The organism is Pseudomonas syringae group sp. 26L6, assembly GCF_032587815.1.
In the GTDB taxonomy this organism is placed as follows: Bacteria; Pseudomonadota; Gammaproteobacteria; order Pseudomonadales; family Pseudomonadaceae; genus Aquipseudomonas; species Aquipseudomonas amygdali.
In genome coordinates, this window is the sequence record NZ_JAWHPJ010000047.1 from 22,394 (window position 1) to 48,290 (window position 25,897).

Sequence of the window (25,897 nt, forward strand, 5' to 3'; positions counted from 1 at the left end):
GATTGGTGGTTGCCGATTATCCCGGCGCCGCTGCAGCGTGTCAGCCAGGCCTGATGATCTTTACCTAACCTTACACCGCGTTAACCGTCCCCAACATGCCCTCCCCCTATGCTGCGCAGCCAACAGCGCCTGCCGGACCGGCCCTTTCTGGCGTGTCATCGGCAGCGCTCAAATGCCTTTGTCGCCGCTTTCTGGAAAGGGTTTGATGATTTCTTCGCGTCTGCTTCTCTCGTTCTGCCTGTTATTCAGCGTCCCGCTGGTACATGCCGACACTTTTTCCATCTCGGACATCCGCGTCAACGGCCTGCAACGGGTGTCTGCCGGCAGCGTATTCGCTGCACTGCCGCTCAATGTCGGCGATCAGGCCGATGAACAGCGTCTGGCCGACGCGTCGCGCTCACTGTTCAAGACCGGTTTCTTTCAAGACATCAACGTTGCCCGCGACGGCAACGTGCTGGTGATCAATGTCGTCGAACGCCCGTCCATCGCCAGCATCGAGATTATCGGCAACAAGGCAATCAGCACCGACGACCTGATGAAAGGGCTGAAGCAGTCGGGCCTCAGTGAAGGTGAAATCTTCCAGCGCGCTACCCTGGAAGGCGTGCGCAATGAACTGCAACGCCAGTATGTCTCCCAGGGCCGCTACAGTGCCTCGGTCGATACTCAGGCGCTGCCTGCACCACGCAACCGCATTGCCCTGAAAATCACCATCGACGAAGGGATGGTGGCGTCGATCCAGCACATCAACGTGGTCGGCAACACGGTGTTTTCAGATGAGGAACTGACCGACCAGTTTCAGCTCAAGACCAGTAACTGGCTGTCGTTTTTCAAGAACGATGACAAGTACGCCCGCGAAAAACTCTCCGGAGACCTGGAACGACTGCGTTCGTGGTATCTGGACCGCGGCTACATCAACATGGATATCAACTCGACGCAGGTATCGCTGACACCTGACAAGAAAGGCGTGTTCATTACCGTCAATATCACCGAAGGCCAACGGTACACCGTGGGCAGCGTCAAACTGGGCGGCGACCTGAAAGTGCCGCAGGAGCAGCTCGAACAACTGATTCTGGTCAAACCGGGCCAGGTGTTTTCACGCAAGGTCATGACCGATACCACCAATCTGATCACCCGCCGCCTGGGCAACGATGGCTATACCTTCGCCAACGTCAACGGTGTGCCGAAAGCCAACGATGCCGACCATACCGTAGACATCAGCTTTATGGTCGACCCCGGCAAGCGCGCCTACGCCAACCGCATCAACTTTCGCGGCAACACCAAGACTGCCGATGAAGTGCTGCGCCGCGAGATGCGCCAGATGGAAGGCGGCTGGGCGTCGACCTACCTGATCGACCAGTCGAAGGTGCGTCTGGAGCGTCTGGGTTTCTTCAAGGAAGTCAACGTCGAAACGCCTGCTGTGCCGGGCACCGACGACCAGGTGGACATCAACTACGCCGTCGAAGAACAGGCCTCGGGCAACATCACCGCCAGCGTAGGCTTTGCCCAAAGCGCCGGGCTGATACTCGGGGGCTCGATCTCGCAGAACAACATCCTCGGCACCGGTAACTTCGCCAGCCTCGGCATGACGCGCTCCGAGTACCAGACCAAGTACAACTTTGCATTCACCAACCCATACTTCACGCCTGACGGTGTAAGCCTGGGCTACAACGTTTTCTACAACGCCACTGATTACAGCAAGTATTACGACGATGATGACGAGGTGTCCTACTACTCGCTCAACAGCGTCGGTGCGGGGGTCAACCTCGGCTACCCGATCAGCGAAACCTCGCGCCTGACCTACGGTTTGTCGATCCAGCACGACACCCTCGACCCCGGCAGCTACAGCGCCGACGAGATTTACGACTTCATCGAGCGTGAGGGCTCGTCATTCACCAACCTCAAGGCCAGTGTCGGCTGGTCGGAATCGACCCTCAACAAAGGCGTGCTGGCCACTCGCGGTCATTCACAAAGCCTGACCCTGACCAGCACCGTGCCGGGCAGTGACCTGCAGTTCTACAAACTCGACTACAACGGCCAGACCTTCCTGCCGCTCAGCGACGCCACCTCGCTGCGCCTGCATACCAAACTGGGCTACGGCAACGGTTACGGCGAAACCGACGGCCTGCCGTTCTACGAAAACTATACGGCGGGCGGCCAGGCCACCGTGCGCGGCTTCAAGGACGGCACGCTGGGACCACGCAATACCCCGTCGACCGGCACCTACGCCAGTCAGGGGCAGATCTACTATTCCGACCGCGACACCGAAGCCCTGGGCGGCAACATCCTGATCACCGGCGGCATGGAATACCTGTTCCCGATGCCTTTCGTCAAAGACCAGAAATCCCTGCGCACCTCGCTGTTCTGGGACTTCGGCACAGTCTACGCCGACAAGTGCTACCTGAGCACCACGCAGAACTGCGGCAACATCAATATCGACCAGATGGCCAGTTCGGTCGGCGTCGGCGTGACCTGGTACTCGCCGCTCGGCCCCCTGAGCTTCGACCTCGCCGTGCCGATCAAAAAGCCCGAAGACGCCGAGACCCAAGTGTTCCAGTTCTCGCTGGGCCAGACCTTCTGAAACGCTGGCCTTTTAAGCATGAATCAGGCGGTCTTTACCCAGCATTACCTGGCCCGGACCGCGCTTTACATCCCGTCGTTGAATACTGCCTGCACTACTCATCAGGTCAGGAGTCGTTACATGAGCCGCGAAATCAGACAGATCACCCCCGATGTGCAGGAAATCATCCAGCACGCCCTGCGCTCACTGCTGGGCAAAGGCTTCGTCATCGCGCTGTTCGGCAGCGAGGATGCAACCGGGGCCATGCACTACCACCTGCGTATCGACCACGACGCCACGGGGCTTGGCATCGAGCATCACGACAACGTCGAAGACGGTTTCATTGACGACATCTTTCTGCTGGCCACGCGCATGAAAGCCATGCTCAAGCAACGTGAAACCCTGAATCGCATGCACGGCGGTAGCCAGGCTACGGGTCAGGTGCGGGTGCTGACCTGGATCACCGAGGACAGCAGCCAGACAGTGCTGCAAACGGCCGAGGACGCCGGGCGTGAATGTTTGAGCGCATTGCGGGGGCGGCGAATAGCGAGTTGATACGGGCTGCCCTGGCTAATCATGGTGACAAAAACTGTCCCTGTCGCTGTGTACTGTCACTTCCACACTCACCGGGGGGAGATGACTGATGCAGCGGATTCAATACAGCAAATACGGGGGGCCGGAGTTGATGCGGCTCGATAATTTCGAGTTGTCCGCGCCCGGAAAAGGCGAGGTGGCTGTACAGGTCAGGTTTGCGGCTATTAATCCAATCGACTGGAAACTGCGCAACGGCATGATGAAGATCGTCACGGGCAACGCGTTTCCCCGGGCGATGGGCATGGACTTCTCGGGTACCGTCATCACGGTTGGCGCGGATGTCACCCGGCTCAAGGTCGGCGATGCGGTGCTGGGGCTTGCACGTTTCAAGGAAAGCGGCGCATTTGGTCAGGCTGTCGTGACCAGGGAAGCGTTTCTGGCTAAAAAACCCGAGTCGCTCTCTTTCGAAGATGCAGCCTGCATCGGCACGCCGGGCATCACCGCCTGGAATGGGCTGATCGACAAAGCGAAGCTGCAGGCAGGCCAGCATGTATTCATCAATGGCTGCTCGGGAGCGGTCGGCGAAGCAGCGGTGCAGATCGCGCGTTACTTCGGCGCTACGGTTTCAGGCAGTTGCAGTGCTGTGGATTTCGACCGGGCGAAGGCGCTGGGCGTACAGAATGTCTACGACTATAAAACCACCCACGTATCGGCTATTCCCGCACGTTTCGACGTGGTGTACGACACCGCCGCCACGCTGACGGTATCGGAAGGCGTTGAGATGCTACGACCGGGCGGGGTGTTTCTGGACCTGAATCCTGGCCCCGGCAAGTTCATACGCGCCCTCTTCGATCGCAGGCTCAAGCCAATCATAGGTTCGCCACGCGTCGAGATTCTGGATAAGCTGGCCGAAGCTGCCAGCAGGGGCACCTTCAAGATCCCGGTGGGTGAAGTGGTTACCTTGAGCAGCGCAATCACACTGATCAACGAACTTGAGAAAGGTCGCAAGCTCGGTGGCAAAGGTGTTATCGCGATGGAGTAGGCATGGCCAGAAGTCATCGTTTGTTTGAATTGATGCAAGCGCTTCGTCGGCATCGCAGAACGGTATCAGGCGCGTCTCTTGCGCAGGAACTGGGCGTTTCACTGCGTACCATCCGCCGCGATGTTGCGACCCTGCAAGGCATGGGTGCTGATATCGACGGCGAGCCGGGCCTGGGGTACATCCTCAAGCCCGGCTTTCTATTGCCTCCATTGTCGTTCACGGAAGAAGAAGTGCAGGCGCTGATGATCGGCGCGCAATGGGTCAGTCGCCAGACGGACGACAAGTTCGCCTTCGCCGTAAAAAATGCCCTGGCCAAAATCAGCGCCGTTTTGCCTGTAGAGATGCGCCCGACACTGGAAGACGAAACGTTCTACATCAGCAAACCGCTCAGCGTCGCAACGACCATCGACCTGAGTGAGATCCGTCGTGCGCTGCGCGACCAGTGCAAGCTGAGCATCACACTTTCGATAGAGCACGCACCCAAGGACCCGCAGGTCATCTGGCCGATCATGCTCGGCTTCATCGAGTCCAGGCGTCATTTGGCGGCCTGGTGTGAGGGCGACAGTCGCTACCGGTTAATCGACATGGGTGACATCGCGCAGGCGCAAGTGCTGACTGAACGCTACACGCGCAACCGCCGCCAACTTATCAAGGAGTGGCGAGCACTGGAGGTTCTGCCTTGCAACGTCCGGGGCGAGACCTGCTGATACACCCGCTGCACTCGCAACACTCTGCCCTGCCCCGCATGAGCAGAAACAGTGGCACTGTTTCATCGGTCAGCTTTTCGATCTGCCCGGATCCGCGCGCTCAGTATCCCGCTGCCTTGGCCAATTGCCGCAACCCGAACTCCGGCGCGATGCGACTCAGCAAATACAGCATCTGGCTCAAGCCTGGGCGAATCTCGGTCTTTCCTGCTGCGATACCTGCCATTGCCTGATCTGCCAGCTTGGCGAGTGGCATAGGTGCCGGGCCTTTGGCAGCGTGGTCGCTTACCAGGTTGTTGAACAGCGCTGTGTCGGTACTCGGCGGAGCAATTTCGATCACTTTGAGCGAGGTGTTTTTTAATTGCACGCGCAATGCGCGAGTGTAGGCATGTAGCCCGGCTTTCGCGGCGCTGTAGACCGGAGACGCAGGAAAAGGAACGAACGCTAGTCCTGAACTGATGTTGACGATCATTGCCTGGGGCCGGCTGAGAAGGTGCGGGAGAAACTGCTGCACCATTCGAATGGGGCCATTCAGGTCAACGTCGACTTCAAGCGCTACATCATCCAGCGAGCGGGGTTCGGAAAGTTCGATGTTGCGCATGATGCCTGCATTGTTCACCAGAATATCCAGCGTCGGAAATTCCTGCATCAGTTGTTCATGTAACCTCACGATGTCTTCTGGTCGGCCGACGTCACTGCGTATTGCCTTCACACCTGGTAACTCGCGCTGGGCTGCCTGTAATCCTGCCTCGTCACGCCCTGTCACGATGACTACGTTTCCCATGGCCAGAAAGCGGCGGGCGAGTTCAAGGCCTATACCGCGGGTACCGCCGGTGATCAGTACCGTCTTTGCGCTCACGTTCATTACTGCAACTCCCCTACTGGCTTGCTCTCATAAAAAAGGTCAGGACTACTTTGAATACTGCGACTGTGAGCAACGCAGCCTGGAGCGCACGTTTGAAGCTTCGAACCTGTCACGGCCTGCAGACGCAGGCCGCGACCCGGTGTTTTGATCAAGCCAGCGTAATGACGAGCTTGCCGGTCACGCGCCCGGCGGCGCTGATCGCTTGAGCATTGGCAACTTCCCCTAGCGAAAAGGTTTGCTCGATACGCAGATCAAGCGCTCCCATCTCATACAAGCGCGCCGCTTCTTTAAACGCCCGCTCGGGATGGTCGAGCGATTTCGCGGAGAAAACTACGCCATGCTGCGGGGCCGACACATCAGAAATGGACACGACCCGACTGGCATCGCCGACAATGGCAACCAGTTCAGGCACGCTGCCAGCTCCGGCCAGGTCCAGCGCGGCATTGACGCCGTTGGGTGCCAAGGCCTGGACTCTGGCGGCCAGGCCGGGTTCGTAGGTGGTCGGCACAGCGCCCAGGCTGCGAAGGTACTCATGCTTGGGAGCACTCGCCGTACCTATCACGATGGCACCGCGATGCAGTGCCATCTGGATTGCGGCAGACCCGACACCACCTGCCGCGCCCGTTATCAGGAGTGTTTCGCCAGCCTTGAGATTGACGTGATCGAGGATGCGGGTCGCAGTTTCAACAATGACAGGCAAACCACCTGCCACCTCGATTGGCATGCTGCGCGGCACAGACGCCCAACTTCTCAGGACGGCCTGTTCCGCCAAAGTATTTCGTCCGTGGCCAAAAACGACGTCACCGACCGCAAATCCTGAAACACCCTCACCGACCTCATCAATGATGCCTGCCGCCTCTGAGCCGACCCCGGCGGGAAAGGTAACGGGCATGAAGTCATGAACATACCCCGCGCGTATTTTCCAATCGATGGGATTGACACCGACCGCCTGCACTTTAATGCGCACCTCACCCGGCCCAGCGTGCGGAGGATCTATGTCGACGATCTTCAATACATCGGTGCCACCATATTCGTTGAACTGAACGGCTTTCATAAGTAGTCCTCTTACTGCGTCAATAACTGTCGGGAGTGGAATTCCCGTCGTTAGGCTGTGCATAAATTCGCTACAGCGACTTTTTGAAACAGATGCGGGCGAAACACCGCCGATGGCGGATGGGCCTTTGTGATCTCGCGGAAATCGGGGTGTTTGAAAGCAGTGCGCCAGGACTGCGCAGACTCGAACACTGCGTAGTTGAGATACGTTGGGCTGTCTCCCAAGGCGCGATGTAGCTGCGTCGAGATGAAGCCAGGCTGTTTTTTCATGAACGCAGCGTCAGTTGCCCACGCGATGAGAAAGGCTGCTTCGTCCTCAGCTGACATCGTGCAGACGTTGATTAACACGATGGGGGCAGCATCGATTCCCATCTGTTGGCTTAATGGAAAGGACGGATCAAGCGGCTTAACACTGGACATGGTGATCTCCTCAATCAGCTACTGATTCAATTGCCAAGGCAACAACAGTCTCCGCTGCGTCAAGCGCTCATCAAGGGCTTTGCCTTGTCCGTGCCATGGTAAGTGGGGAGAGGGACAGTTTCTGTCACCAGGGTGCAGTAGCGGTCAGATTTGAAGTCGCAAAAGGCTGACGACAAAAAAGGCCCTGCTGTTGCAGGGCCTTTTGAAGTATTCAGGACGGGCTGATTACTTCAGGTTTTTCTTGAAGAACTCACCCAGCTTATCGAACGGGATGAGATCGACCCGATCATAAAGGTCCACATGCCCCGCGCCCGGTACGATAATCAGTTGCTTGGGCTGACCGGCCAGTTTGTAGGCCTCCTCGCTGAACTCCAGAGAGTGCGCAACCGAACCGGCAATGAACAACATCGGGCGTGGCGATATCGTCTCGATGTCGTTGAACGGATAGAAGTTCATGAACTTGACGTTGCTGGTCAGCGTCGGGTGAGTGGTCAGTTCTGGGGACTGGCCTTCAGGCGTGAACTCGCCCCGTGGCGTGCGATAGAAATCATAGAACTCGCGTTCGATCGGGCCGGATTTGTCAGTCAGTTTGTGTACAGTGCCGCTGGTGTAGGCCGTATCGCCACCGCTATATTCCACGTCGCGTTGCAGTGCCGCCTGCTCGATGATCTTCTTGCGCTGAGCCAGGGTTTGCGAATGTTTCAGGCCGTTGCGGTTGGCGGCGCCCATGTCATACATGCTCACCGTGGCGATGGCTTTCATGCGCGGATCGATCTTCGCGGCACTGATGACAAAGCTGCCACTGCCGCAGATGCCCAGCACCCCGATGCGATTCTTGTCCACAAAGGTCTGGGTGCCGAGAAAGTCCACTGCGGCGCTGAAGTCTTCGGCGTAGATATCCGGTGAAACGGCATTACGCGGCAGGCCTTCGCTCTCGCCCCAGAACGACAGGTCCAGCGACAGCGTGACGAAGCCCTGCTCGGCCATTTTTTGCGCATAGAGGTTGGCGCTTTGCTCCTTCACGGCACCCATGGGATGGCCGACGATGATTGCAGGGGCCTTGATGTTCGGGTTCGAGCCTTTGGGAATGAACAGACTGCCACCGACTTTCATCTTGTACTGATTAGTGAGCAGCACTTTTTGCGCAGTGACTTTATCGCTTGTGTAGAAATTATCAGCACCGTGAGACATGTCTGCTCCTGTCGCAGCGTATGAGCTTATTAAAAGCCCCAACATCAAAAGAAACCTTTTCATGGCGTGTTCCCTTGTTAAGTGATTAACCCGCGTTCTTTTCAGCACTTGTTTGTGACGTTATCTATCAGTGCGAGCATTGCCTCGCGCCGCCGCAGCAAGTGCGGCCGAACCCGCAAGCAACACGCCACCGAATGCGAACGGGCTCCACCAGCCGAGGTTGTCGAACAGTGCGCCGCCGATGCCTGCTCCGGCGGTGATCGCGAGTTGAATGGTTGCCACCATCAACCCGCCACCTGCCTCAGCATCGTCGGGCAGCGTTCTACTCAGCCAAAGGCCCCAGGCAACAGGCGCAGGCGTGGCGATCAGCCCCCAGGCGGCAAGCACGATGGCGACGGCCTGAGGCGAATGGCCCAGACCGGTGAGCAACCCGGCCAGCACCGCCATCAGCAGCGGAATGCCGATCAGGCAGGCATACAGGCCTTTGTGCAGCAGCCTGCCGATCAGGTAGGTGCCGGCCAGCCCACTGGCCCCCAGCGCCAAAAGCATCAGGGACAGCGAGTTGACGCTGACCCCGGTGATCTCTTCCAGAAACGGGCGCAAATAGGTGAAGACGGCGAACTGGCCCATGAACAGCAACAGGATCGCGCTCATGCCGACGGCCACTTGCGGGTTGCGCAGCAGGCGAAACGGATTGCGTGCCCGGTTGTTCGGCTGACTGCGCATGGCCGGCACGCTCAGCCACTGCCAGGCAAACGCCAGCGCCGCGAGCGGGATAACCAGGAAAAACGCCCCGCGCCAACCGATGTACTGGCCCATGAAGCTGCCCAATGGCGCGGCGACCGTCGCCGCCAGCGCATTGCCGCCGTTGATCAGTGCCAGGCCCTTGGCGACCGATTGCTTCGGCACCAGCTTCATCACGGTGGCGGTCGACATCGACCAGAAACCGCCAATGGCAATCCCGAGCAATGCACGTCCCGTCATGAATAACCAGCCGTTGGAGGCCAGCGTGACGATCACGCCAGACACCAGCAGCAACAGGCTGAAGCCCAGCAGGACCGGTTTGCGGTCAAGATGCCCGGTCAGCGGTGTGTTCAGCAGGCTGGTCAATACTGCAAAGAAACCCGAGATCGATATTGCCTGCCCTGCCTGGCCCTGGCTGATGCCGAGATCCTGCGCGATCGGCGTCAGCAGGCTGACTGGCATGAACTCCGAAGCAATCAGCACCACCACACACAGCGCCATCGAAAATACAGCGCCCCATGCAGGGGGATGCGCGGTCCTGGAGGGCTGCTTCAGGGTTGAATCAAATGCTTGCATGCTTCCTGACCTGGCGACGTTGAAAATAGTCGGCACAGGTTAGGGCAAAGGGATTAGGATTATTAGACGCCGTAATTTCCACGCGCTTGTGAGAGATACTCAGCAATGAGCACACCGAAACTCAATGACCTGCAAGCCTTCCTGCTGGTGGCCCGTGATCAGAGCTTTACCAAGGCTGCGACCAAACTGGGCGTTACGCCCTCGGCCCTGAGCCACAGCATGAGAGGGCTTGAAGAGCGCATGGGCCTGCGCCTGCTGGCGAGAACCACCCGCAACGTGGCCCCGACCGAGGCTGGCGAACGGCTGATGCGCTCGATCGGGCCGCTGCTGGATCAGATTGCCGCAGAAGTCGAAGTGCTGGGCGAACTGCGCGACAAACCCGCCGGCACCATTCGCATTACCTGCTCTGATGACGCCGCAGAAGGCATCATCCGCCCGATGCTTGCGGGGTTTCTGGCGCAGTACCCGGATATTCAGATCGAGATCTGCATCGACTACGGCTTCACCAATATTGTCAGCGAACGTTTCGATGCCGGCATCCGTCTGGGGGAGTCCATCAGCAAGGACATGATTGCCGTGCGCCTGGGGCCTGACTGGCGCTTGTCAGTGGTCGGCTCGCCGGCCTACTTCGAGCGACATCCCGTCCCGCTGCAGCCTCAGGACCTGACTCAACACACCTGCATCAACATCCGCCACTCGCCAAACGGCAGCTGCTACGCCTGGGAGTTCGAGAAGGACAGCCGCAAGCTCAACCTTCGAGTCAACGGGCAATTTACGTCGAACAGCATGATCCATGTGCTCAACGCCGCACTGGACGGCGTGGGCCTGGCCTACGTGCCTGACTCCATGGCCGAACCGCACATCGCCAGCGGCCGCCTGACAGAAGTGCTGGTCGACTGGAGCCCTTACTTCGAAGGCTTTCACTTGTACTACCCGAACCGGCGACAGGCGTCGCCGGCGTTCAATGCGTTTGTCGAGGCGGTGAGGTATCGGGGCTAGCCGCCAACCGCCTGATTATTGCGCGGCTTTCAACGCATCCGCGACCTTGTTCAGCGAACCTTGAGCAGGCTCGGCAAGCAGTTTCAGGTCGGTGGTCTTGCCACGCACCACCACTTGCATGGCGGTGGGCGCACCCTTTGCGTCACCCACGATCCGGTAAGCGGTGTCGCCGCGCACGAAGCTCAATACGTGACTGGCAGCGTCGTACTTCAGTTGCTCACCTTCAGCCTGGGGAAACAGCAGCCCGACCTGATTCTTGCTGTCCACGGCTGCGTAGAAGACCGGGCTTGCGTCCCCTGAACGGAACAACACAATGCGCTTGCCGGAAGGCGCGAGCCTGAACGACAGAAGAATCTCACGCTGCTGGTCTTCCTCCCAGACGATGCTGGTGGTGTGCGTCATCTTGCCATTCTGGTTGCGACTGACTGTTTCAGTCGGCAGCCCCGACCCGCCGGTGTGTTCAATGACTGTTTGCGTCTCCAGAACCGGCTCACCGTTATGGATGCCGTAAGTGGACATCTGGTGCCAGCAGCAACCACTTTTGGTCATGGTCTCGATCTTATGGGCTTTCTCATCCACGCTGAACAGGCCGCAGTTGTTTTGCGCCAGTTCGGTAAACGAATCGCTGTGCCGGAAACCATCGGCCGTGCCGAGAAAGACCTGATAAGAGGGGCCGTGATAGCAACTGTTCTGCCCATCCATCAAGGCCAGATCCTTGATGCCATCGAAGTTGAAATCCTGATAGATCAGTACGCTTTGTTCGCCATAGGGCAACTCGTGCACGTTGGTTTTGACCTTGCCGGTTTTCGGGTCAGTGCCGAGCACCAGTTCGTCGGACTGCACGCGGATCAAGGCCGCACCGCTGGCCTTGTCGTACACGTTGATGACGCCGGGACGAAACACATCGTCCTTGGCGGAAATATCCAGCGTCGCACGGTATTTATCGGAAAAGTCCTGCAGGGCGTAGTTCTCCCGGGGGGCGTCCGCAAAGCCTGCTGCATCCATTTCACCGTAGGTCGGTAGCACGCCGACGGCACTCACCAGTGTCGACGAGGCCAGACCGACCAGTACCCACAAGGCCTGCAAACCAAGACGTGACGCACAGCGTTGAACGATGGATAGGTGCAAGACGCAACTCCTTTGATAATGAGCGACGAGGCTACTTCAGCAATCGATACAATTTGAAATCATTGCCCGACGTGCACTTCGTGCTCACGGGCCGCCCCGTCCGACCCGGTAAATGTTCTAATCACGCCCCCTCTTCGCTTAACGGGCCCGATGCTTTTATGGATATTCACTCGCTTTGGCTCAAGACCCAGGAAATCTGGGACATGCTCGATCAGCACCCGTGGGTACGTTCCGGGCTGGCACTGGTCCTGTTGCTGACCGCCGCGCTGGTACTTGGTCGTGTCGCGCGCTTTCTGGTGCTGTACGCCGTCCGGATGCTAGGCCGTCAGCCGTCCTTGCACTGGGTCAACGACTTCCGCCACAACAAGGTCTTTCACCGACTGGCGCAGATGGTGCCGTCACTGGTCATTCAGTTCGGCCTCACGCTGGTCCCGGGCCTGAGCACTGCGGGCCGCAACGTGATCGGCAACATCGCCATGGCGTTCACCATCCTATTCATGACATTAGCCATCGGCACCCTGCTCAACGCCCTGCTGGACATCTACGCGCGCACCGAACACGCCCGCACGCGCTCCATCAAGGGTTACGTGCAACTGTCGAAGATGATCCTCTACGTCTTCGCCGGGATCATCATCGTCGCCACCCTGATCGACCGTTCGCCCCTGCTACTGCTGTCCGGCCTCGGCGCCATGTCGGCGGTCATCCTGTTGGTCTACAAGGACACCCTGCTCTCCTTCGTCGCCAGTGTGCAGCTGACCAGCAACGACATGCTGCGCGTCGGCGACTGGATCGAAATGCCACAAGTGGGCGCAGACGGCGACGTGGTAGACATCACCCTGCACACCGTCAAGGTGCAGAACTTCGATAAAACCATCGTCTCCATCCCAACCTGGCGCTTAATGTCCGAGTCGTTCCGCAACTGGCGCGGCATGCAGCAATCAGGCGGACGGCGCATCAAGCGCAGCCTGTTCATCGACGCCAGCGGCGTACGCTTCGTGCGCGACGATGAAGAACAGCAACTGATGCAAATCCACCTGCTCACCGACTACATCGGCCGCAAACAGGCCGAACTGCTGGCCTGGAACCAGGCACAAGGCAACGTCGCACAAATGTCCGCCAACCGCCGACGCATGACCAACATCGGCACCTTCCGCGCCTACGCCCTGGCGTACCTTAAAAGCCACGTCGATATCAATCCAGGCATGACCTGCATGGTTCGCCAGCTGGAGCCTACGTCGCAGGGCATTCCGCTGGAAATCTACTGCTTCACCCGCACGACGGTGTGGGTGGATTACGAGCGGATACAGGGGGATATTTTCGATTATCTGATTACGGTGATGCCGGAGTTCGGGTTGAGTTTGTATCAGCAGCCTAGTGGGGCGGATATGCGGGTGGGATTGCGGGGGGAGCCGGCGCGGGCGGGGGCTACACCGCTGGTAGAGCCGTTTCCTACAGAACATTCGGGCTGAACGGCGCAGATAATGCGTAGCTGAATGCTCAAGATGGATTCACACCCCGTAGGGACTGGATCATGAGTGCTCGAATTTCTGCAGTCGTGTCGGAGTTTGATCAATCCGAAACACGTGCAAAATTGGCACTGCTGATTAACCCTTTCGAGGTCAGGACTCGAAGCTGCTCAATCAGTTTGCCTCGCTCGGCCTTGGACGTGACCGGATCGACAATTTGGTATTGCTCCTCGCACCACAAGTCGACTCGCTTAGCCCAAAGAGCTTGTGCAGCGGGCTCTGCAGTTAACCGTGCGAGTAAGTAAGCTACTTGCTGCCATTGCGGACGCAGTCGCGTAAGGGCATGGCGGCGCTTTTCGGATAGCTCATGCCAATCCTTGTCTAATTTGGCATCTAGCCCGGTCTTTAATGAAGCCCAAGAATGCTTGTTCAGTTGGGCAACTGCAGCAAGAAATACGGCGCTCGATGGATCGTCGAGCGCGCTGAGCAGCTCAACCGAATGCCCCTCGCCCAGATGGCCCATAGTGGCTTGCCGTACGGAGGGATAATTAGATCCTGCTGCTGCCGTCAACCAGCTGTGTTCGAGTTCGACATCAAGTTCTGCTGCCAGCCCCAGGATACCCAGCCAATCGCGCTTTGCTGTGGGCAAGCCCTGCGTCAGTCGTTCGGCCAGAATGGCCCGCGCATCAATATCGTGTTTCGGCGCTAGCCAGAGGGCCAAGGTTCGGATGGACCGCGAGTTATCCAGTAAGGCCGTACGCAACAACGGTTGTGGATTTTCCAGCAATGGCAGCAGCGCACGCATTACGCAGACTCGCACCTTGGCCCCTGGACGAAACAGGGCTTCGCGTAGCAATGGCAGTGCTTGCGCCGCTGGCAACCCTTGACAAGCGGCCACGGCTGCAAGGCGCACAGTTAATTCTCGGTGGGCCAGTGAATCTCGTAGAAGCGTCTGTGTATCGACATCTTTTTCCAGCAACAACGTGAACAAGTAGCGTGCCGGACTGCTTTGTCGCGCTAGGAAGTTTGCGTACACATCATCGTGAATCTCGGCCGTCTGAAGGACCTTGCGCACGGCCATCAGCGTAGGACCATGATCTGCTCTTTGACGCGAAGCCAGCGCCATGAGCGGTTCAAGCACGAACAATAAGGCCTGAACATAGGACGGCGATAGATAATGATTTAGGCTTTCTGCCGCCAGCTCACGAATTTGTGGAACCCAATCGTTCAACCGATCGATCAATGCTGCTAATGCTTCAGGAGAAGGTTGGTCACGTAGTGCCCTTACCGCTACTTCGCGAATGAAACCGTTGTAGTGGGTGGTCAGCGCTATCCAGTCGCCACTCTCTTCTGCCTTGCCGAGCAAACGCGCAGCTTCCTCACGGCGCTGAGCCTCCCATTGCGTGACGGGCGCCTCGTGATTTTTCAGTCGAGTTAACCATCCCCTTATGGATACCATGCTTCAATCCTTTCGTAACATTTCCATCTGATCCGAAAATATACAGCAGTATTGGTCGCGGATGGCAGGGCGTCGGGCGTAAGGGTTCTGACAGTCACCTTTGGCATGTAGCTAGCTGAGACGACGGCCCGCAATCGGCCAGAAGCGGTCACTCCGCATCACATCCCTGGCCTGAAAGCCTGGATAGCCGAGTTGGCCGTTAACGATGCAGTGCAGCAGCATGTGATCAATCATTAAGTGCCTCCAGGAAACCTATGCATAGCCCTGTAGATCTTCATGAGTTGTTGGCGCACGTCAGAGATGAACCGTCGTTCATACGATTTATCGAAGCCCTCGGTGTAGATTTCGCCAGCGGGCGTTTAATTGAAAAGACATCGCCTTCATCGGCCTATGGGCCAAGTGCTCTAGGCTGGGAAAATGTGTCCGTTGACGCGTTTTTCGATGCGGCAGCTTCGTGGGCAGACGCCAGTTCCCGACTTGCCCAAGAGGATAGGTCGATACCCAATGTTTGGCATCGCTGTGCGGCCATTTTGCTGGCTGGGAAGTATTATGAGTGACACGGGTACGACATCCGCAACGTGGAAGGGAACTGTGGACGGGAGGTTGCCAAAGAATCAACGCAATAAGCTTTTGGTTGAAGCCGAAGCCTACGGTTTAACGTTGAATGATCTTGCTGCCACCTGCGAGGAATTCGGCGTGCCCCCCCGCAATCTGCTGAACGAGCTATCCATAGCGGTTGCTGAAGGCTACTTGGCAGGGGCTTTGACTTACGAGTTCTGCGATGGCGTCATGAACGGGCTCATCGCTGCCATCGTTGATGTGGGCATGACCAATGACATGCCGCAGCCTGCTTTCTCGCTTTATCAGGCCTTTGATCAGGGGGAGTGGGGGCGCCATGATGATCCGCCGGAGATTGATACCATTGAGAAATATGTGAAGCCGCTGGTTGTGCAGATAGTGCGTGAGTTTCAGGGTGGTAGCGGATATTGGCCAGGAGCAAATCTTTAAGCTGGAAAAATAAATCCTTCGAATTTTTTCCCGCTTTAAGAGTTTTTCTACTTACTTTTACACTTTCTGGGCTGGTAAGCAGAGTTGGGAAATCAACTCGTCCCCTCTTCAAAAGTAGGTGCAAATGATGGCTCCCTTCACTCTTCAGGACTTTGACGTTGGATGGGTCGCTACCGACGCCCTCGGACAGGTTGCGCTCTTCACTACAGGTGGCCCCGGACCAGTTCCTAATTCCGCGATACCCTCCGTCGAAAACTCCGAAGAATTTGTCCTTTCCTTGCCGAAAGTGTCCGATGTAGATCGGGCCAGTGCCCGGGCTGGTGCAAACGCTTTCGTTGAATTTGCTAAACGTGGGTTCTTTGCTTACGACTGGTCGGACGTTCATCGCGATTCACGCCAGGCGTTGAGGGGGTATGAGCTGCAATACCGTCCCCAGAATCCACTGAAACTATTCGATTTGCCTGCCCCATTACGTTCATTGGCTGAGGTTACCCGGCTATATCACGTAATCTTCGGAGCATCCATCATAGTGATAGGTGATCAGGTTTCTTAGCCTTTATTCGGCGATTAGGGACCGCTTTTTTGGGGTGGAAGCGTTCAGTTGCGTACGGTAGCTATCGGCCGATTCTGTTGAAAAAATCGGCTGTCATTTCTGAGACGGAAAAGTATGCGTCGGAGGTTGAAATCTTGAGTCTGCGCATAGCCGTTCGAACTGAGATTTCACGCAGAAGCGTGCTGAAGAGGCGCTTTTACCAACCCATGATTTGACATTCAGAAAAACCGACTTTTTCAACAGAGTCGGCCAGAAGCGGTCATCTGAGCTGACCGCTATTCAAAATGTTTTTGGTCTCAACGTTAAACCTGTCCAACAATGAGGCACCGTCAGTGACGCCCAGAATCTGATCGATTGCATAAATTTTCAAGCTTGCATCGGCGATCTCAAAATCTGCGTTGCTGTACACAGCCTCCGCCTCATTGTGGAGCGCATAGGCCATATGCGCCGCGACACGGACGCTCATAGGAGCATCCACATCTCTGCCTAGGTAATCGGCAAGCAACGTCTTGATTTCAAGCAGTGTAAGCGCGAGTAGCTTTATCTGGTCAGTACGCATAAGTGATCCCAAATCCTGAGAGCAAGATTGCTGAGAGATTCATAAGGTTATATAAACTCTTATCCGGGCAAAAACGAAAGACCTCAATGGGTCGATAGCGGCATGTCGTGACCGGCTGCAATCGACCCAAAGCGGTCATTAAAAGCAGGCCTGACCAAAAGAGAGTTCGAAGGTCAGACCTTCCTAGCCTAGTCGCCGGTACCCATCAGAATCGATATTTTCCCATGACCCTGAATATCGAAAGAGAAATCCTAGAATACTGGGTACACAGGATGGCCTCTGGTTAGCCAAGATGAAGTTATGGCGCTGGCTTGGTCGAGGCGCACATACGTGAATGGAGTTTCAAGAAGGATCAGGATTTCTGAGCGCTTCGACGTTAGATCTAGTGGGCAATAACTGCCATCCTGTTAGCCAAAGAATTCGGTTCCCCTATGCGGATACCGCAAAGGCATTATTGGTGCGTACGCCTGTGGGGAGTAGCTTTCACGAACCAAGCCTTGGTGAAGCCCCCGGCTTGGCGTTTCGAGTCGTCATCCCGCGCGCAGCCCTTGCCATGCCTATGTGGACAGGGCTTCAGGAGTAATCGGCCAGCCCACTATCCCCACACAAACCAACGCCATTTCCTACAAACAATTAAGGCCTGAAGGTGCAGACAATAAACACTCTAGCGCCTAAGATAAACTCATCCACACTGGATACGATCAAATATTTACTAAAATACGCACGCCTTTAACAACGAAACAATAAGCAACAAAACCACTGCCTCACACCAAACAGAAACATGCAACCAACTGGCGTACCTGACAACAAGCACGCGCTGTGCAACTGCGTCAAATATCCGCACTAACGCTCATATAAACACATCAAGAATTAAATTCTCAATTGAAGGAATATCATGAAAAAAGTATTAATCAGCGCCGCAATTGCTACCTGCCTGCTGGGCATGTCCCTGACCTCTCAAGCGGCGGAAAACTGCCCTGCCGTGGAGAAGATCGAACAGGTCTCACCCGGTGTTTACCGGGCGAGCGGCAATGAAGGCGAGTGGACCGGCGTACTACAAGGCGTTGTAACAAAGAAAATGTCTGTGCAGTCCTTTGACCTGGCCATCACTATTCAAGAGGGCGCAGACGCACCTGAGATGTTGCAACACTGCACCTACAACATTGGTGGGCGCGAGGCGCTGGACATGCGCTTCATCGCTAAAAACAATAAGGATTTTACTGTAAAAACTGCAGGCAGCGCCTGGAAAAAAGAAGATGGGCCTTTTGGTCTCATCTACAACGTATGTGAAAAAACATCCCCTGAAAACTGCAAGTTCACCGTTATTCAGTAAAACCGAGATAAGCATATCGCTCTTCAGCGGGCCTGCAATGACCGGCTGAAGAGTCACTCACGTCAGATCATGCAAATCCTTGCCCAGTGCAGGCATGACCTCGAAATGAGAGAACACCACCTCCAGCCCTCCCCGTTCCGGACTGCAACACATCGGCCCTACGGCATAAGACTCACTCACGGGAAATGGTGCCAGGCGCAGCAGCGGCCAGCGCAGCCCGTCGCTGGAGTGCTGAATACGCATAACGCCCTTGGCGACCGTGACTCGCAGCCAGAGGCCGGATGACGACTCATCAAACGCACCAGTCGCCCAATCCGATTGCCCGCAGGTCAGAACGCTGCCCAGCATCAGGGCTCCGTCGCTGACCTCAACGCCGGTTTTGACCCAGTTGCGCTCGTCAATGCGGACCATCAAACCCGCCTGATCGTAAAGCGTCTTGAAATCGCCTTGCACATGCACTTGCGCAGTGAAATCACCGGTCACCGAAACACCCAGAAAATGACCTGTGTCGCGGCAGAAGCCGTAGTGAGTCTGTTGCCAGAAATCGGTTTGCGGATCGGTGGTGACTGTCAGACGCTCTTCCGCCACGTTCCAGTGCCGGGGCTCGTTCTGCCAGATGCCTTTGTCGAACATGTTGCCTCCTGTGTGAACTGCATGCCGAGGACAGATTACTAACCAGATCGTCAGCAGCTATTTTCGTACCATACAGAAATTCTACAGGGCAACATTACTCAGTGGCTGATCATCAAGGCCTGCCCTGAGCTCTCCCGTTAGGGCATGCGGGTTTGCCTTGGTCGGTTTTATGGCCATTGGCAAGGCCATATAGCCCGCCCCCTGATAACGCATGCTGTCCTTATACTCCGCTACGGTTCTAGGCGAATAGCCTTGTCGTATTCGTAGGTGATGGTTTGCCCTTTGGCATCCTGTCTCCATTTGGGCAGGCCACGGCCATTGCGCAGCAACTGGGTGGTCTGGCCTTTGCCGTCGGTGTGGGTAAGGACCTGGCCCAGTTCGTTGTAGGTAAAGGTCTCGTGGGTGCCGTCCGGGTGGTTGATGCGCAGCACTTCGCCGTCGGGTTTGCGTTCCAGCGTGGTGGTGTTGTTCAGGGCATCGGTGACGGCGATCAGATGACCGCGATCGTCATAGCGGTAATAAGTATCTTTGCCTGAACAGTCCTGAAAGTGCTCAACCTGAGCGAGGCTGTTCCACCACAGGTATTTGAATTTATAGGTCGCATCAATGATGGTGTGTGGCAGGCCATCTTCACTGTTGAGGTATTCGGTCTTGTGGCCCAGCGCGTTGATCTCACCCAGAAAATTGCCTCTGGAATTATAGAGAGACTTCCATTGGGGTAATAGACCTGAGTGATAACATGGTGGTAGTGGTTTTCAAATCCACTATTCAATAATATAAGAGGGCTAGTGACTGAGGCAAAGTTGACAGCCACTAGCATCGCCTGCTTTGTTATTAAAGAGCATTAATCCCAAGTAGCAGAAAAAATAATAAAAAGCACGACCCATTGAACTCAGGCTTCGAGAATATGCTCTTTGAATTGCAGACCTCGCACTTTATTAATCTCGCATAAGTCTTTAACACGAGCTGTGGCTAGTATAGTTGTAAAGTCCTCCTCCGCTCTAAAAATATCGACACCTATATCCACATCATCTTTAAGAACGATTTCAGTATATATTTTAGGCCCGTCGGGCAGGTAGCTCACAAGCGGCTCATTTTTTGATTTTTCTTTATCAAAAGCGCTAAGTCTTGAGGTGGGGTTAAAAAATTTATAGCCTTCATATTTTTTTCCAGATATATACACGTTTGCGTCAAAAAATTTAACTCCAGAAACATTGGCTTCCAGTAATAATTTATGGAATCTAGGGCTGATAAAGTTAGGGCCATCACTGAAGAAAAAATCGTATTTAAGGATCCCATTGGTGCTAGCTCTTGACGTCGAGGTAAACTCAACCAGTACATCCTCACTTATCTCCATTCCTTTTTTCAAAAGAATAGGGTCTTGGCCTGTTAAGACATTACTTTTAAACCAATAGCTATCTGGATAAGAGCTAGATATATTTATAATGAAAATCTTAGCCACAAGCAATACCTCTCACAGATGCAGAATTTAACTTAGTAGTGCCAGATCGCAATCCTTTACGCTCATCTGCTATAATGCCGTTTACCACTTTTTCGCAATCTCCCTTACTCCAACCATTGACCTTTCCGTAATCACTAGCCACATCAAGCTTTTTCTCAATTCTGGCAGTGTACTCAGCATGAGAACCTCGATGAACTGTTCTGGTAGGATGACTTTCGGCATATTTAGACAGGTAAATAATATTTGAAACCTTATGAATATTCATGCCAGCTGCTTTGATAGCCTCATGATTTGCTAATTGCTGAGGGATTATATGGTGCTTTTGAAAGCCCGAAAGAACTTGCATGGTGTTATAGGTAATCCAGCCAAGTGGATCCAGCCAGCCTACTGGGTTCGGAGCATATTGATAAAGATTAAACCCACCCAACAACCCAATCGGATCCTGCGTTATAAACCGCCCAATCTCCGGGTCGTAATACCGAAACGTGTTGTAGTGCAGCCCCGTTTCGACATCAAAATACTGCCCCTGAAACCGCAGGTTCTGCTCAACCTCGTTCACCACCAGGTTCTCAACCGCACCCCACGCCCGGTACTTGGCCTGCCAGACGATCTGCCCTTCGGCGTCGGTCATTTCCAGCGGTGTGCCGATCTGGTCGGTGTGGAAGTAATAAACCTTATTCTCTACCTCGCTCTCTTTCTCATCCACGCGGGCCAGCGGCGCATAGCTGCCGGGCTCGTAGATATACAGGCTGCTCTGTCCTGGACTTTCCTCACGCAGCATCCGCAGACCTTGCCAGAGGAAGCGTTTGTGGTCGGTGTGGCCTTTGATCTCGGACTGTTTGGCGACTCTTCGGCCCAGGCTGTCGTATTGGTAGCTGCTGGTGCTTTCCACCTGCGTGTCGGCCATGGTTTCGGTTTTGACCAGGCGGTTTTCGCAGTCGTAGGTGAAGGTCTGCCAGCGCACGATGCCGACGACTTTTTCGATCAGGTTGCCCCACGCGTCATATTTGTACTCGTGGTTTGCCCAATGTTTTAGGCGGTTGTCTTTGACGTGGTCGAAGCGGCTGGTGTTGAAGTTCAGGCGGTTGGCCGCTGCGTCGTAGCGGAACTCTTCGCCGTCGACCACTCGGCCGGTGTTGCGCGCCAGCAACTGGCCGTTGGCTTCGTATTCGTACTGGGTTTCGCCGCGCAGTTTGTCGAGGGTACGGCTCAGTTCGCCGGCCGGGTCGTATTCGTAGCGGCAGTGGACCGGGTTGTAGGCGTGTTCGACGTAGCGTTCTGGTTTTATAAGCGGGTTCTGAATCTGCGACAGCTTTTCGGCGAGCAGGGTGGTTGCATACTGCCAGGCCTTGCGGCCCATGCTGTCGTAGCCGAAGCAGCTCGTGAGTTTGCCTTGGGGGCGATAGCCCCAATACTCATGTCTCTGATCAGTTGGTGTTTAGGATTAAACTGTCTTATTAAAACCACTGCCAAGCTACGACTAAAAATAAAACGATATCTTTAAGAAGGAATAAATCTAAGTTTTTAAAGATCGCTAGCATTACCTATTCAAAATAAGGTGAGCTAGTCGTTATTTATGTAATTTTACTTTTATGGATTAAGTGTGAAAAATCAATAAAAATTTATTTTGAGTCCACATGTTAGTGCTAGCTTTTGAAATCAGGGTTTTGATGAGAATCTAACAAATTGCCTGTGTAAGTCTAATGCGGATTTATACTTAATAAGTTTCACATTTTCCGAGATGATCTCTTCTTTTTTTTCTAGTTTTTTAATTAGCAGTGCTATTGAATAGTCTAAATTAAAATCTTTTTTAATTTTCAGTACGTCAGATGCTGACGGCTTGATCTCTGCGACTGAAACTATGTTGCCACTATCACTATCACTATCACTATCACTATCACTATCTGCATCAGCCATCACGTAGGCAGTTAGCTTTTCAATGGAGTCAAATACTTCAGCGTCATTAATAAAGGGATCTCCAGACCCTATAAAGTAGAATTTTTCCAAGCCTTTTTTGGGGATTAATATTAATCCGCCTCCAGAGTCATCTCCAATCAAAATGTACTCGGGGAAATTTATATCTATTTCATATGTTTTGTTGCGCTCGACAATTTGATCAGTAGGATAAATTACGATTTGATCTTCTAATACCGCCCCATTGCATTCAGACCAGAATGTTCTCAACCAGTTTTTTTCTGAGATTCCTAACTCTTTGCAGACGGATTCTATTTCATTTACGTTGGCAGGGCTGTTCTTTTCAGTGAAGGATATCATTAGTCAAATGCTCCCAAGGAGTCGAAGTATTTATATGATCTGCTCGCAGCTTTCTTTGCTACGCTAGGACTAACTCCAGAGTCTATTAGCTCTTTGTATGCGGTTCCAAACTCTTCCTTAATGGTGCCGTTAAATCCGCCCAATCTGCGTCTGGTTCGTTGAAGTGATGAAACAATAGCGTGTGATTCTCCAGAGGAGCTTTTTAATAAAACTGCTGGTGCTGCGTTACGCTTATATCCTGCTACATTCCTCTTTGCCCACTCATCCTGAATAAAGTGGTGTGACTGAACTGATTTATCACTTGGGATGTTTTTATTACCAGGCGCTCTGTTTACGCCCGGTGATAAATTGCCATGGGTATCGACATCACCTGATTTATAGCCCCCCGGACGATTGCAAGCCCAGCCCCATGGATCAACCCATGCTGTGGGATTTGGAACATATTTGTAAAGGTTATCCCCCCCATCCAACCCAATCGAATCTTGCGTTATAAACCGCCCAATCTCCGGGTCATAATACCGAAACGTGTTGTAATGCAGCCCCGTTTCGACATCAAAATACTGCCCCTGAAACCGCAGGTTCTGCTCAACCTCGTTCACCACCAGCTTTTCCACCGCACCCCATGCCCGGTACCTCGCCTGCCAGACGATCTGCCCTTCGGCATCGGTCATTTCCAGCGGCGTACCGATCTGGTCGGTGTGGAAGTACTAAACCTTGTTCTCGACTTCGCCTTCTTTCTCGTCCACACGGGCCAGAGGCGCTTAGCTGCCGGGCTCGTAAAGGTACAGGCTGCTCTGGCCCGGACTTTCCTCTCGCAGCATGCGCAGGCCTTGCCAGAGGAAGCGTTTGTGGTCGGTGTGGCCTTTGATCTCGGACTGTTTGGCGACGCGTCGGCCAAGGCTGTCGTACTGGTAGCTGCTGGTGCTTTCCACCTGCGTGTCGGCCATGGTCTCGGTTTTGACCAGGCGGTTTTCGCAGTCGTAGGTGAAGGTCTGCCAGCGCACGATGCCGACGACTTTTTCGATCAGGTTGCCCCAGGCGTCGTATTTGTATTCGTGGTTCGCCCATTGTCTGAGGCGGTTGTCTTTGACGTGGTCGAAGCGGCTGGTGTTGAAGTTGAGGCGGTTGGCGGCGGCGTCGTAGCGGAACTCTTCGCCGTCGACCACTCGGCCGGTATTGCGCGCCAGCAACTGGCCGTTGGCTTCGTATTCGTACTGGGTTTCGCCGCGAAGCTTGTCGAGGGTGCGGCTCAGTTCGCCGGCCGGGTCGTATTCGTAGCGGCGGTGAATGGGGTTGTAGGCGTGTTCGACGTAACTGCCTGAGCAGTCCTGAAAGCGCACAACCTGAGCGAGGCTGTTCCGCCACAGGTATTTGGACTTGAGCGTCGGGTCGACTATGGTTCCCCAGTAGCATGTTGCTGTGGCGGGTCACCACGTCTTCGGTGTAGGTGAGACGAAGCGCACTGAATCGCCATTACCATTGAACACCTCGCCGAGCTTGCTGTTGCTGTCGGTAGTACAGTTGATGTGGTGTGAGCGATAGCAGAACCACTAATTAAAAAGAAAGCGGCAGCTGATTGAGACAAGGTTGGCAATCATACTGCGGCGCATTTTATTAAAGAACAATAGACCTTTAAAAGCGTATAGGGTAAGTGGCAAATATATCGTTATAAAGCAATAGGTATTTTCAAGCCTATTTATGTAAAATCAGTCGGCATGTTATGAAAAGCAAGTATCTAGAAGGTCGAGATCAAAATCTTTATTTTTAATTATGTTTTTATTGTTCCTTAGCTCTGCTAGCGATTTGTTTTTTAGTGTCGATGAGTTGCATTTCACAGCGCAATGGATAAATGCAGCAGGATATGAATAGTCTCTTGGTGAGTAGAGAACATCATCAATAGTCCGCTCGCTAGACAATACGCAACCCACAATTAAAGGGATGTAGTACTCTTCAAGTGCGTGTCTGATATGATTACAAGTTTCGCTTGCATGTTCAGGGCGGGGGATAGCTATAGTGCCGTAGATGCTAGGGCTAAATTTCTTATCTTGTCTTCCTGATGTGGTAAACGAAAAACAAGCGTCGCTCCCTAAGTTGCTCTTGTAAGGCATGTCTATCTTAGACATGCAATCAAAGATAGGCCCTCCAAAAACTCGCCCGTTGAGCGTAAAGGCGTGTGACTTTACCAGATATTGAAAGTCTAGCTCTGCGACTATTTTTTTTTCGAAGCGGAATTTCAAACCTTTTTTAACCGCTTTTACTGCCAGCTCTTTGCATTCTATATTTTGTAGCTCTTCTTGTAGTTTTTCTTCAAAATAAATTCGATCTTCTTTGCTCACGATATCACCGATATTTTAAAATGTTGAAAGTTGCATCATGCAAAGCCCCTTTTCCTCCTAGGGCTTTTCCGGGAACACCTTTAGTATCTACTTGGAAGGTTCCTGCCGTACCTTTAGAAGGTTTAATAGTTTCCCCACCTAGGTGTTGCGTGGTGTTAATAGGGTTAGACATATCATAAACACCAGTAGCTTTTTGATTTTTAGTAAGGCCACCTGAGCCGTGTTTTACCTCAAAAACGTGGTAGTTACCATGTACATCCTGCGCGACAATATCGGCACGAACCCTGCTGCCGTTTACTTTCATTGTCACTTCCTCTGAAACTATTTTATATCCATTCCTCTCTAGGTCGTGCGTGGCCTTATTGACGCCTTTAGCACCACTTGAAGAGCTTTTGCATAGGCCGTATGGATCAACCCATCCGGTTGGACTAGGCGCATAGGCGTAAAGATTAAACCCACCCAACAACCCAATCGGATCCTGCGTTATAAACCGCCCAATCTCCGGGTCATAATACCGAAACGTGTTGTAATGCAGCCCGTCTCGACATCAAAATACTGCCCCTGAAACCGCAGGTTCTGCTCAACTTCGTTTACCACCAGCTTCTCAACCGCACCCCACGCCCGGTACTTCGCCTGCCAGACGATCTGCCCTTCGGCGTCGGTCATTTCCAGCGGTGTGCCGATCTGGTCGGTGTGGAAGTAATAAACCTTATTCTCTACCTCGCCTCCTTTTTCATCCACGCGGGCCAGCGGCGCATAGCTGCCGGGCTCGTAAAGATACAGGCTGCTCTGGCCGGGGCTTTCTTCGCGCAGCATCCGCAGGCCTTGCCAGAGGAAGCGTTTGTGGTCGGTGTGGCCTTTGATCTCGGACTGTTTGGCGACTCTTCGGCCCAGGCTGTCGTATTGGTAGCTGCTGGTGCTTTCCACCTGCGTGTCGGCCATGGTTTCGGTTTTGACCAGGCGGTTTTCGCAGTCGTAGGTGAAGGTCTGCCAGCGATTGG

Annotated in this window: 22 protein-coding genes and 4 pseudogenes; 8 read left to right on the top strand and 18 right to left on the bottom strand. The window is 54.3% G+C overall.

The annotated features are described in order from the left end of the window. Window positions 1–205: 205 nt before the first annotated feature. The 4 genes from bamA (at window position 206) to RYA97_RS19575 (ending at window position 4,840) form a co-directional block, all read left to right on the top strand. Window positions 206–2,578, top strand: coding sequence for an outer membrane protein assembly factor BamA (bamA, locus tag RYA97_RS19560; protein ID WP_316892940.1), 2,373 nt, complete (start codon window positions 206–208; stop codon window positions 2,576–2,578). A 120-nt stretch (window positions 2,579–2,698) separates the two neighbouring features. Next, window positions 2,699–3,112, top strand: a complete 414-nt coding sequence (locus RYA97_RS19565) for a hypothetical protein (protein WP_316883419.1) — start codon at window positions 2,699–2,701, stop codon at window positions 3,110–3,112. An 88-nt stretch (window positions 3,113–3,200) separates the two neighbouring features. Continuing rightward, complete coding sequence (locus RYA97_RS19570; RefSeq protein ID WP_316883416.1) at window positions 3,201–4,133, top strand: NAD(P)-dependent alcohol dehydrogenase; 933 nt, start codon at window positions 3,201–3,203, stop codon at window positions 4,131–4,133. Between the two features lie 2 nt (window positions 4,134–4,135). Continuing rightward, window positions 4,136–4,840 carry a YafY family protein gene (locus RYA97_RS19575; RefSeq protein WP_316892942.1) on the top strand — a complete coding sequence of 235 codons (705 nt, stop codon included), beginning with the start codon at window positions 4,136–4,138 and terminating at the stop codon, window positions 4,838–4,840. Between the two features lie 100 nt (window positions 4,841–4,940). Here the strand turns inward: RYA97_RS19575 and RYA97_RS19580 are convergent, their stop codons facing one another. From RYA97_RS19580 to RYA97_RS19600, 5 genes are all read right to left on the bottom strand, one after another. Next, window positions 4,941–5,702 carry an SDR family NAD(P)-dependent oxidoreductase gene (locus tag RYA97_RS19580; protein WP_316892944.1) on the bottom strand — a complete coding sequence of 254 codons (762 nt, stop codon included), beginning with the start codon at window positions 5,700–5,702 and terminating at the stop codon, window positions 4,941–4,943. Window positions 5,703–5,850: 148 nt separating this feature from the next. Next, window positions 5,851–6,756 carry an NADP-dependent oxidoreductase gene (locus tag RYA97_RS19585; protein ID WP_316892945.1) on the bottom strand — a complete coding sequence of 302 codons (906 nt, stop codon included), beginning with the start codon at window positions 6,754–6,756 and terminating at the stop codon, window positions 5,851–5,853. A 50-nt stretch (window positions 6,757–6,806) separates the two neighbouring features. Next, window positions 6,807–7,175 (bottom strand): antibiotic biosynthesis monooxygenase family protein, encoded by a 369-nt coding sequence (locus RYA97_RS19590; RefSeq protein WP_316892947.1) that lies wholly within the window; start codon window positions 7,173–7,175, stop codon window positions 6,807–6,809. Between the two features lie 225 nt (window positions 7,176–7,400). Continuing rightward, window positions 7,401–8,429: an alpha/beta hydrolase gene (locus RYA97_RS19595; protein WP_316892948.1), complete on the bottom strand. Its 1,029-nt coding sequence runs from the start codon at window positions 8,427–8,429 to the stop codon at window positions 7,401–7,403. A gap of 57 nt (window positions 8,430–8,486) precedes the next feature. Further along, the gene (locus RYA97_RS19600) at window positions 8,487–9,686 is read right to left on the bottom strand and encodes an MFS transporter (RefSeq protein ID WP_316892950.1); all 1,200 of its coding nucleotides are present in this window, start codon (window positions 9,684–9,686) and stop codon (window positions 8,487–8,489) included. Between the two features lie 105 nt (window positions 9,687–9,791). Between RYA97_RS19600 and RYA97_RS19605 the strand changes: the two genes are divergently transcribed. Further along, window positions 9,792–10,685 (top strand): LysR family transcriptional regulator, encoded by an 894-nt coding sequence (locus RYA97_RS19605; protein WP_316892952.1) that lies wholly within the window; start codon window positions 9,792–9,794, stop codon window positions 10,683–10,685. A 15-nt stretch (window positions 10,686–10,700) separates the two neighbouring features. Here the strand turns inward: RYA97_RS19605 and RYA97_RS19610 are convergent, their stop codons facing one another. Then, on the bottom strand, window positions 10,701–11,813 hold the full coding sequence (locus RYA97_RS19610) for an XAC2610-related protein (RefSeq protein ID WP_316892953.1): 1,113 nt from the start codon (window positions 11,811–11,813) through the stop codon (window positions 10,701–10,703). 158 nt (window positions 11,814–11,971) lie between these two features. Here RYA97_RS19610 and RYA97_RS19615 point away from each other — a divergent pair, with 158 nt between their 5' ends. Beyond that, window positions 11,972–13,282, top strand: coding sequence for a mechanosensitive ion channel family protein (locus tag RYA97_RS19615; RefSeq protein ID WP_316892955.1), 1,311 nt, complete (start codon window positions 11,972–11,974; stop codon window positions 13,280–13,282). A gap of 100 nt (window positions 13,283–13,382) precedes the next feature. Here the strand turns inward: RYA97_RS19615 and RYA97_RS19620 are convergent, their stop codons facing one another. After that, window positions 13,383–14,738 (bottom strand): PBS lyase, encoded by a 1,356-nt coding sequence (locus RYA97_RS19620; RefSeq protein ID WP_117139475.1) that lies wholly within the window; start codon window positions 14,736–14,738, stop codon window positions 13,383–13,385. 111 nt (window positions 14,739–14,849) lie between these two features. Further along, window positions 14,850–14,972: a hypothetical protein gene (locus tag RYA97_RS19625; RefSeq protein WP_264674886.1), complete on the bottom strand. Its 123-nt coding sequence runs from the start codon at window positions 14,970–14,972 to the stop codon at window positions 14,850–14,852. Window positions 14,973–15,287: 315 nt separating this feature from the next. Between RYA97_RS19625 and RYA97_RS19630 the strand changes: the two genes are divergently transcribed. Then, on the top strand, window positions 15,288–15,746 hold the full coding sequence (locus tag RYA97_RS19630) for a hypothetical protein (protein WP_117139477.1): 459 nt from the start codon (window positions 15,288–15,290) through the stop codon (window positions 15,744–15,746). Window positions 15,747–16,558: 812 nt separating this feature from the next. On the opposite strand, the gene RYA97_RS19635 is transcribed toward RYA97_RS19630, so the two are convergent. Continuing rightward, window positions 16,559–16,858, bottom strand: coding sequence for a hypothetical protein (locus RYA97_RS19635; protein WP_117139479.1), 300 nt, complete (start codon window positions 16,856–16,858; stop codon window positions 16,559–16,561). Window positions 16,859–17,753: 895 nt separating this feature from the next. Here RYA97_RS19635 and RYA97_RS19640 point away from each other — a divergent pair. Continuing rightward, window positions 17,754–18,191 carry a DUF3757 domain-containing protein gene (locus RYA97_RS19640; RefSeq protein WP_162883023.1) on the top strand — a complete coding sequence of 146 codons (438 nt, stop codon included), beginning with the start codon at window positions 17,754–17,756 and terminating at the stop codon, window positions 18,189–18,191. 57 nt (window positions 18,192–18,248) lie between these two features. On the opposite strand, the gene RYA97_RS19645 is transcribed toward RYA97_RS19640, so the two are convergent. The 9 genes and pseudogenes from RYA97_RS19645 to RYA97_RS19685 form a co-directional block, all read right to left on the bottom strand. Continuing rightward, a complete protein-coding gene (locus RYA97_RS19645) occupies window positions 18,249–18,824 on the bottom strand; it encodes a DUF1349 domain-containing protein (RefSeq protein WP_117139480.1) in 576 nt (191 codons plus the stop codon). Window positions 18,825–19,063: 239 nt separating this feature from the next. After that, a pseudogene (locus RYA97_RS19650) lies at window positions 19,064–19,537 on the bottom strand (type IV secretion protein Rhs); the annotation flags it as partial. Between the two features lie 179 nt (window positions 19,538–19,716). After that, a complete protein-coding gene (locus tag RYA97_RS19655; RefSeq protein ID WP_232829549.1) occupies window positions 19,717–20,286 on the bottom strand; it encodes an imm11 family protein in 570 nt (189 codons plus the stop codon). A 133-nt stretch (window positions 20,287–20,419) separates the two neighbouring features. Then, window positions 20,420–21,691: pseudogene (locus tag RYA97_RS19660) on the bottom strand (RHS repeat-associated core domain-containing protein); the annotation flags it as partial. A gap of 254 nt (window positions 21,692–21,945) precedes the next feature. After that, window positions 21,946–22,560, bottom strand: a complete 615-nt coding sequence (locus RYA97_RS19665; protein WP_117182500.1) for an SMI1/KNR4 family protein — start codon at window positions 22,558–22,560, stop codon at window positions 21,946–21,948. Then, window positions 22,560–23,873 (bottom strand): annotated as a pseudogene (locus RYA97_RS19670) (RHS repeat-associated core domain-containing protein); the annotation flags it as partial. The gene RYA97_RS19665 and the pseudogene RYA97_RS19670, both read right to left, overlap by 1 nt. A gap of 405 nt (window positions 23,874–24,278) precedes the next feature. After that, window positions 24,279–24,896 carry a hypothetical protein gene (locus RYA97_RS19675; protein ID WP_117140789.1) on the bottom strand — a complete coding sequence of 206 codons (618 nt, stop codon included), beginning with the start codon at window positions 24,894–24,896 and terminating at the stop codon, window positions 24,279–24,281. A 4-nt stretch (window positions 24,897–24,900) separates the two neighbouring features. Further along, the gene (locus RYA97_RS19680) at window positions 24,901–25,200 is read right to left on the bottom strand and encodes a hypothetical protein (RefSeq protein ID WP_316892960.1); all 300 of its coding nucleotides are present in this window, start codon (window positions 25,198–25,200) and stop codon (window positions 24,901–24,903) included. A gap of 78 nt (window positions 25,201–25,278) precedes the next feature. Further along, window positions 25,279–25,897 (bottom strand): annotated as a pseudogene (locus RYA97_RS19685) (RHS repeat domain-containing protein); the annotation flags it as partial.

Excerpts from the sequence above, each read along its gene's own strand:
- RYA97_RS19635 (WP_117139479.1), bottom strand. The coding sequence starts at position 16,858 with ATGCGTACTGACCAGATAAAGCTACTCGCGCTTACACTGCTTGAAATC.
- RYA97_RS19600 (WP_316892950.1), bottom strand. The coding sequence starts at position 9,686 with ATGCAAGCATTTGATTCAACCCTGAAGCAGCCCTCCAGGACCGCGCAT.
- RYA97_RS19580 (WP_316892944.1), bottom strand. The coding sequence starts at position 5,702 with ATGAACGTGAGCGCAAAGACGGTACTGATCACCGGCGGTACCCGCGGT.
- RYA97_RS19680 (WP_316892960.1), bottom strand. The coding sequence starts at position 25,200 with ATGAAAGTAAACGGCAGCAGGGTTCGTGCCGATATTGTCGCGCAGGAT.
- RYA97_RS19565 (WP_316883419.1), top strand. The coding sequence starts at position 2,699 with ATGAGCCGCGAAATCAGACAGATCACCCCCGATGTGCAGGAAATCATC.
- RYA97_RS19615 (WP_316892955.1), top strand. The coding sequence starts at position 11,972 with ATGGATATTCACTCGCTTTGGCTCAAGACCCAGGAAATCTGGGACATG.
- RYA97_RS19590 (WP_316892947.1), bottom strand. The coding sequence starts at position 7,175 with ATGTCCAGTGTTAAGCCGCTTGATCCGTCCTTTCCATTAAGCCAACAG.
- RYA97_RS19595 (WP_316892948.1), bottom strand. The coding sequence starts at position 8,429 with ATGAAAAGGTTTCTTTTGATGTTGGGGCTTTTAATAAGCTCATACGCT.
- RYA97_RS19645 (WP_117139480.1), bottom strand. The coding sequence starts at position 18,824 with ATGTTCGACAAAGGCATCTGGCAGAACGAGCCCCGGCACTGGAACGTG.
- RYA97_RS19575 (WP_316892942.1), top strand. The coding sequence starts at position 4,136 with ATGGCCAGAAGTCATCGTTTGTTTGAATTGATGCAAGCGCTTCGTCGG.
- RYA97_RS19630 (WP_117139477.1), top strand. The coding sequence starts at position 15,288 with ATGAGTGACACGGGTACGACATCCGCAACGTGGAAGGGAACTGTGGAC.
- RYA97_RS19640 (WP_162883023.1), top strand. The coding sequence starts at position 17,754 with ATGAAAAAAGTATTAATCAGCGCCGCAATTGCTACCTGCCTGCTGGGC.
- RYA97_RS19570 (WP_316883416.1), top strand. The coding sequence starts at position 3,201 with ATGCAGCGGATTCAATACAGCAAATACGGGGGGCCGGAGTTGATGCGG.
- bamA (WP_316892940.1), top strand. The coding sequence starts at position 206 with ATGATTTCTTCGCGTCTGCTTCTCTCGTTCTGCCTGTTATTCAGCGTC.
- RYA97_RS19605 (WP_316892952.1), top strand. The coding sequence starts at position 9,792 with ATGAGCACACCGAAACTCAATGACCTGCAAGCCTTCCTGCTGGTGGCC.
- RYA97_RS19625 (WP_264674886.1), bottom strand. The coding sequence starts at position 14,972 with ATGATTGATCACATGCTGCTGCACTGCATCGTTAACGGCCAACTCGGC.
- RYA97_RS19620 (WP_117139475.1), bottom strand. The coding sequence starts at position 14,738 with ATGGTATCCATAAGGGGATGGTTAACTCGACTGAAAAATCACGAGGCG.
- RYA97_RS19585 (WP_316892945.1), bottom strand. The coding sequence starts at position 6,756 with ATGAAAGCCGTTCAGTTCAACGAATATGGTGGCACCGATGTATTGAAG.
- RYA97_RS19665 (WP_117182500.1), bottom strand. The coding sequence starts at position 22,560 with ATGATATCCTTCACTGAAAAGAACAGCCCTGCCAACGTAAATGAAATA.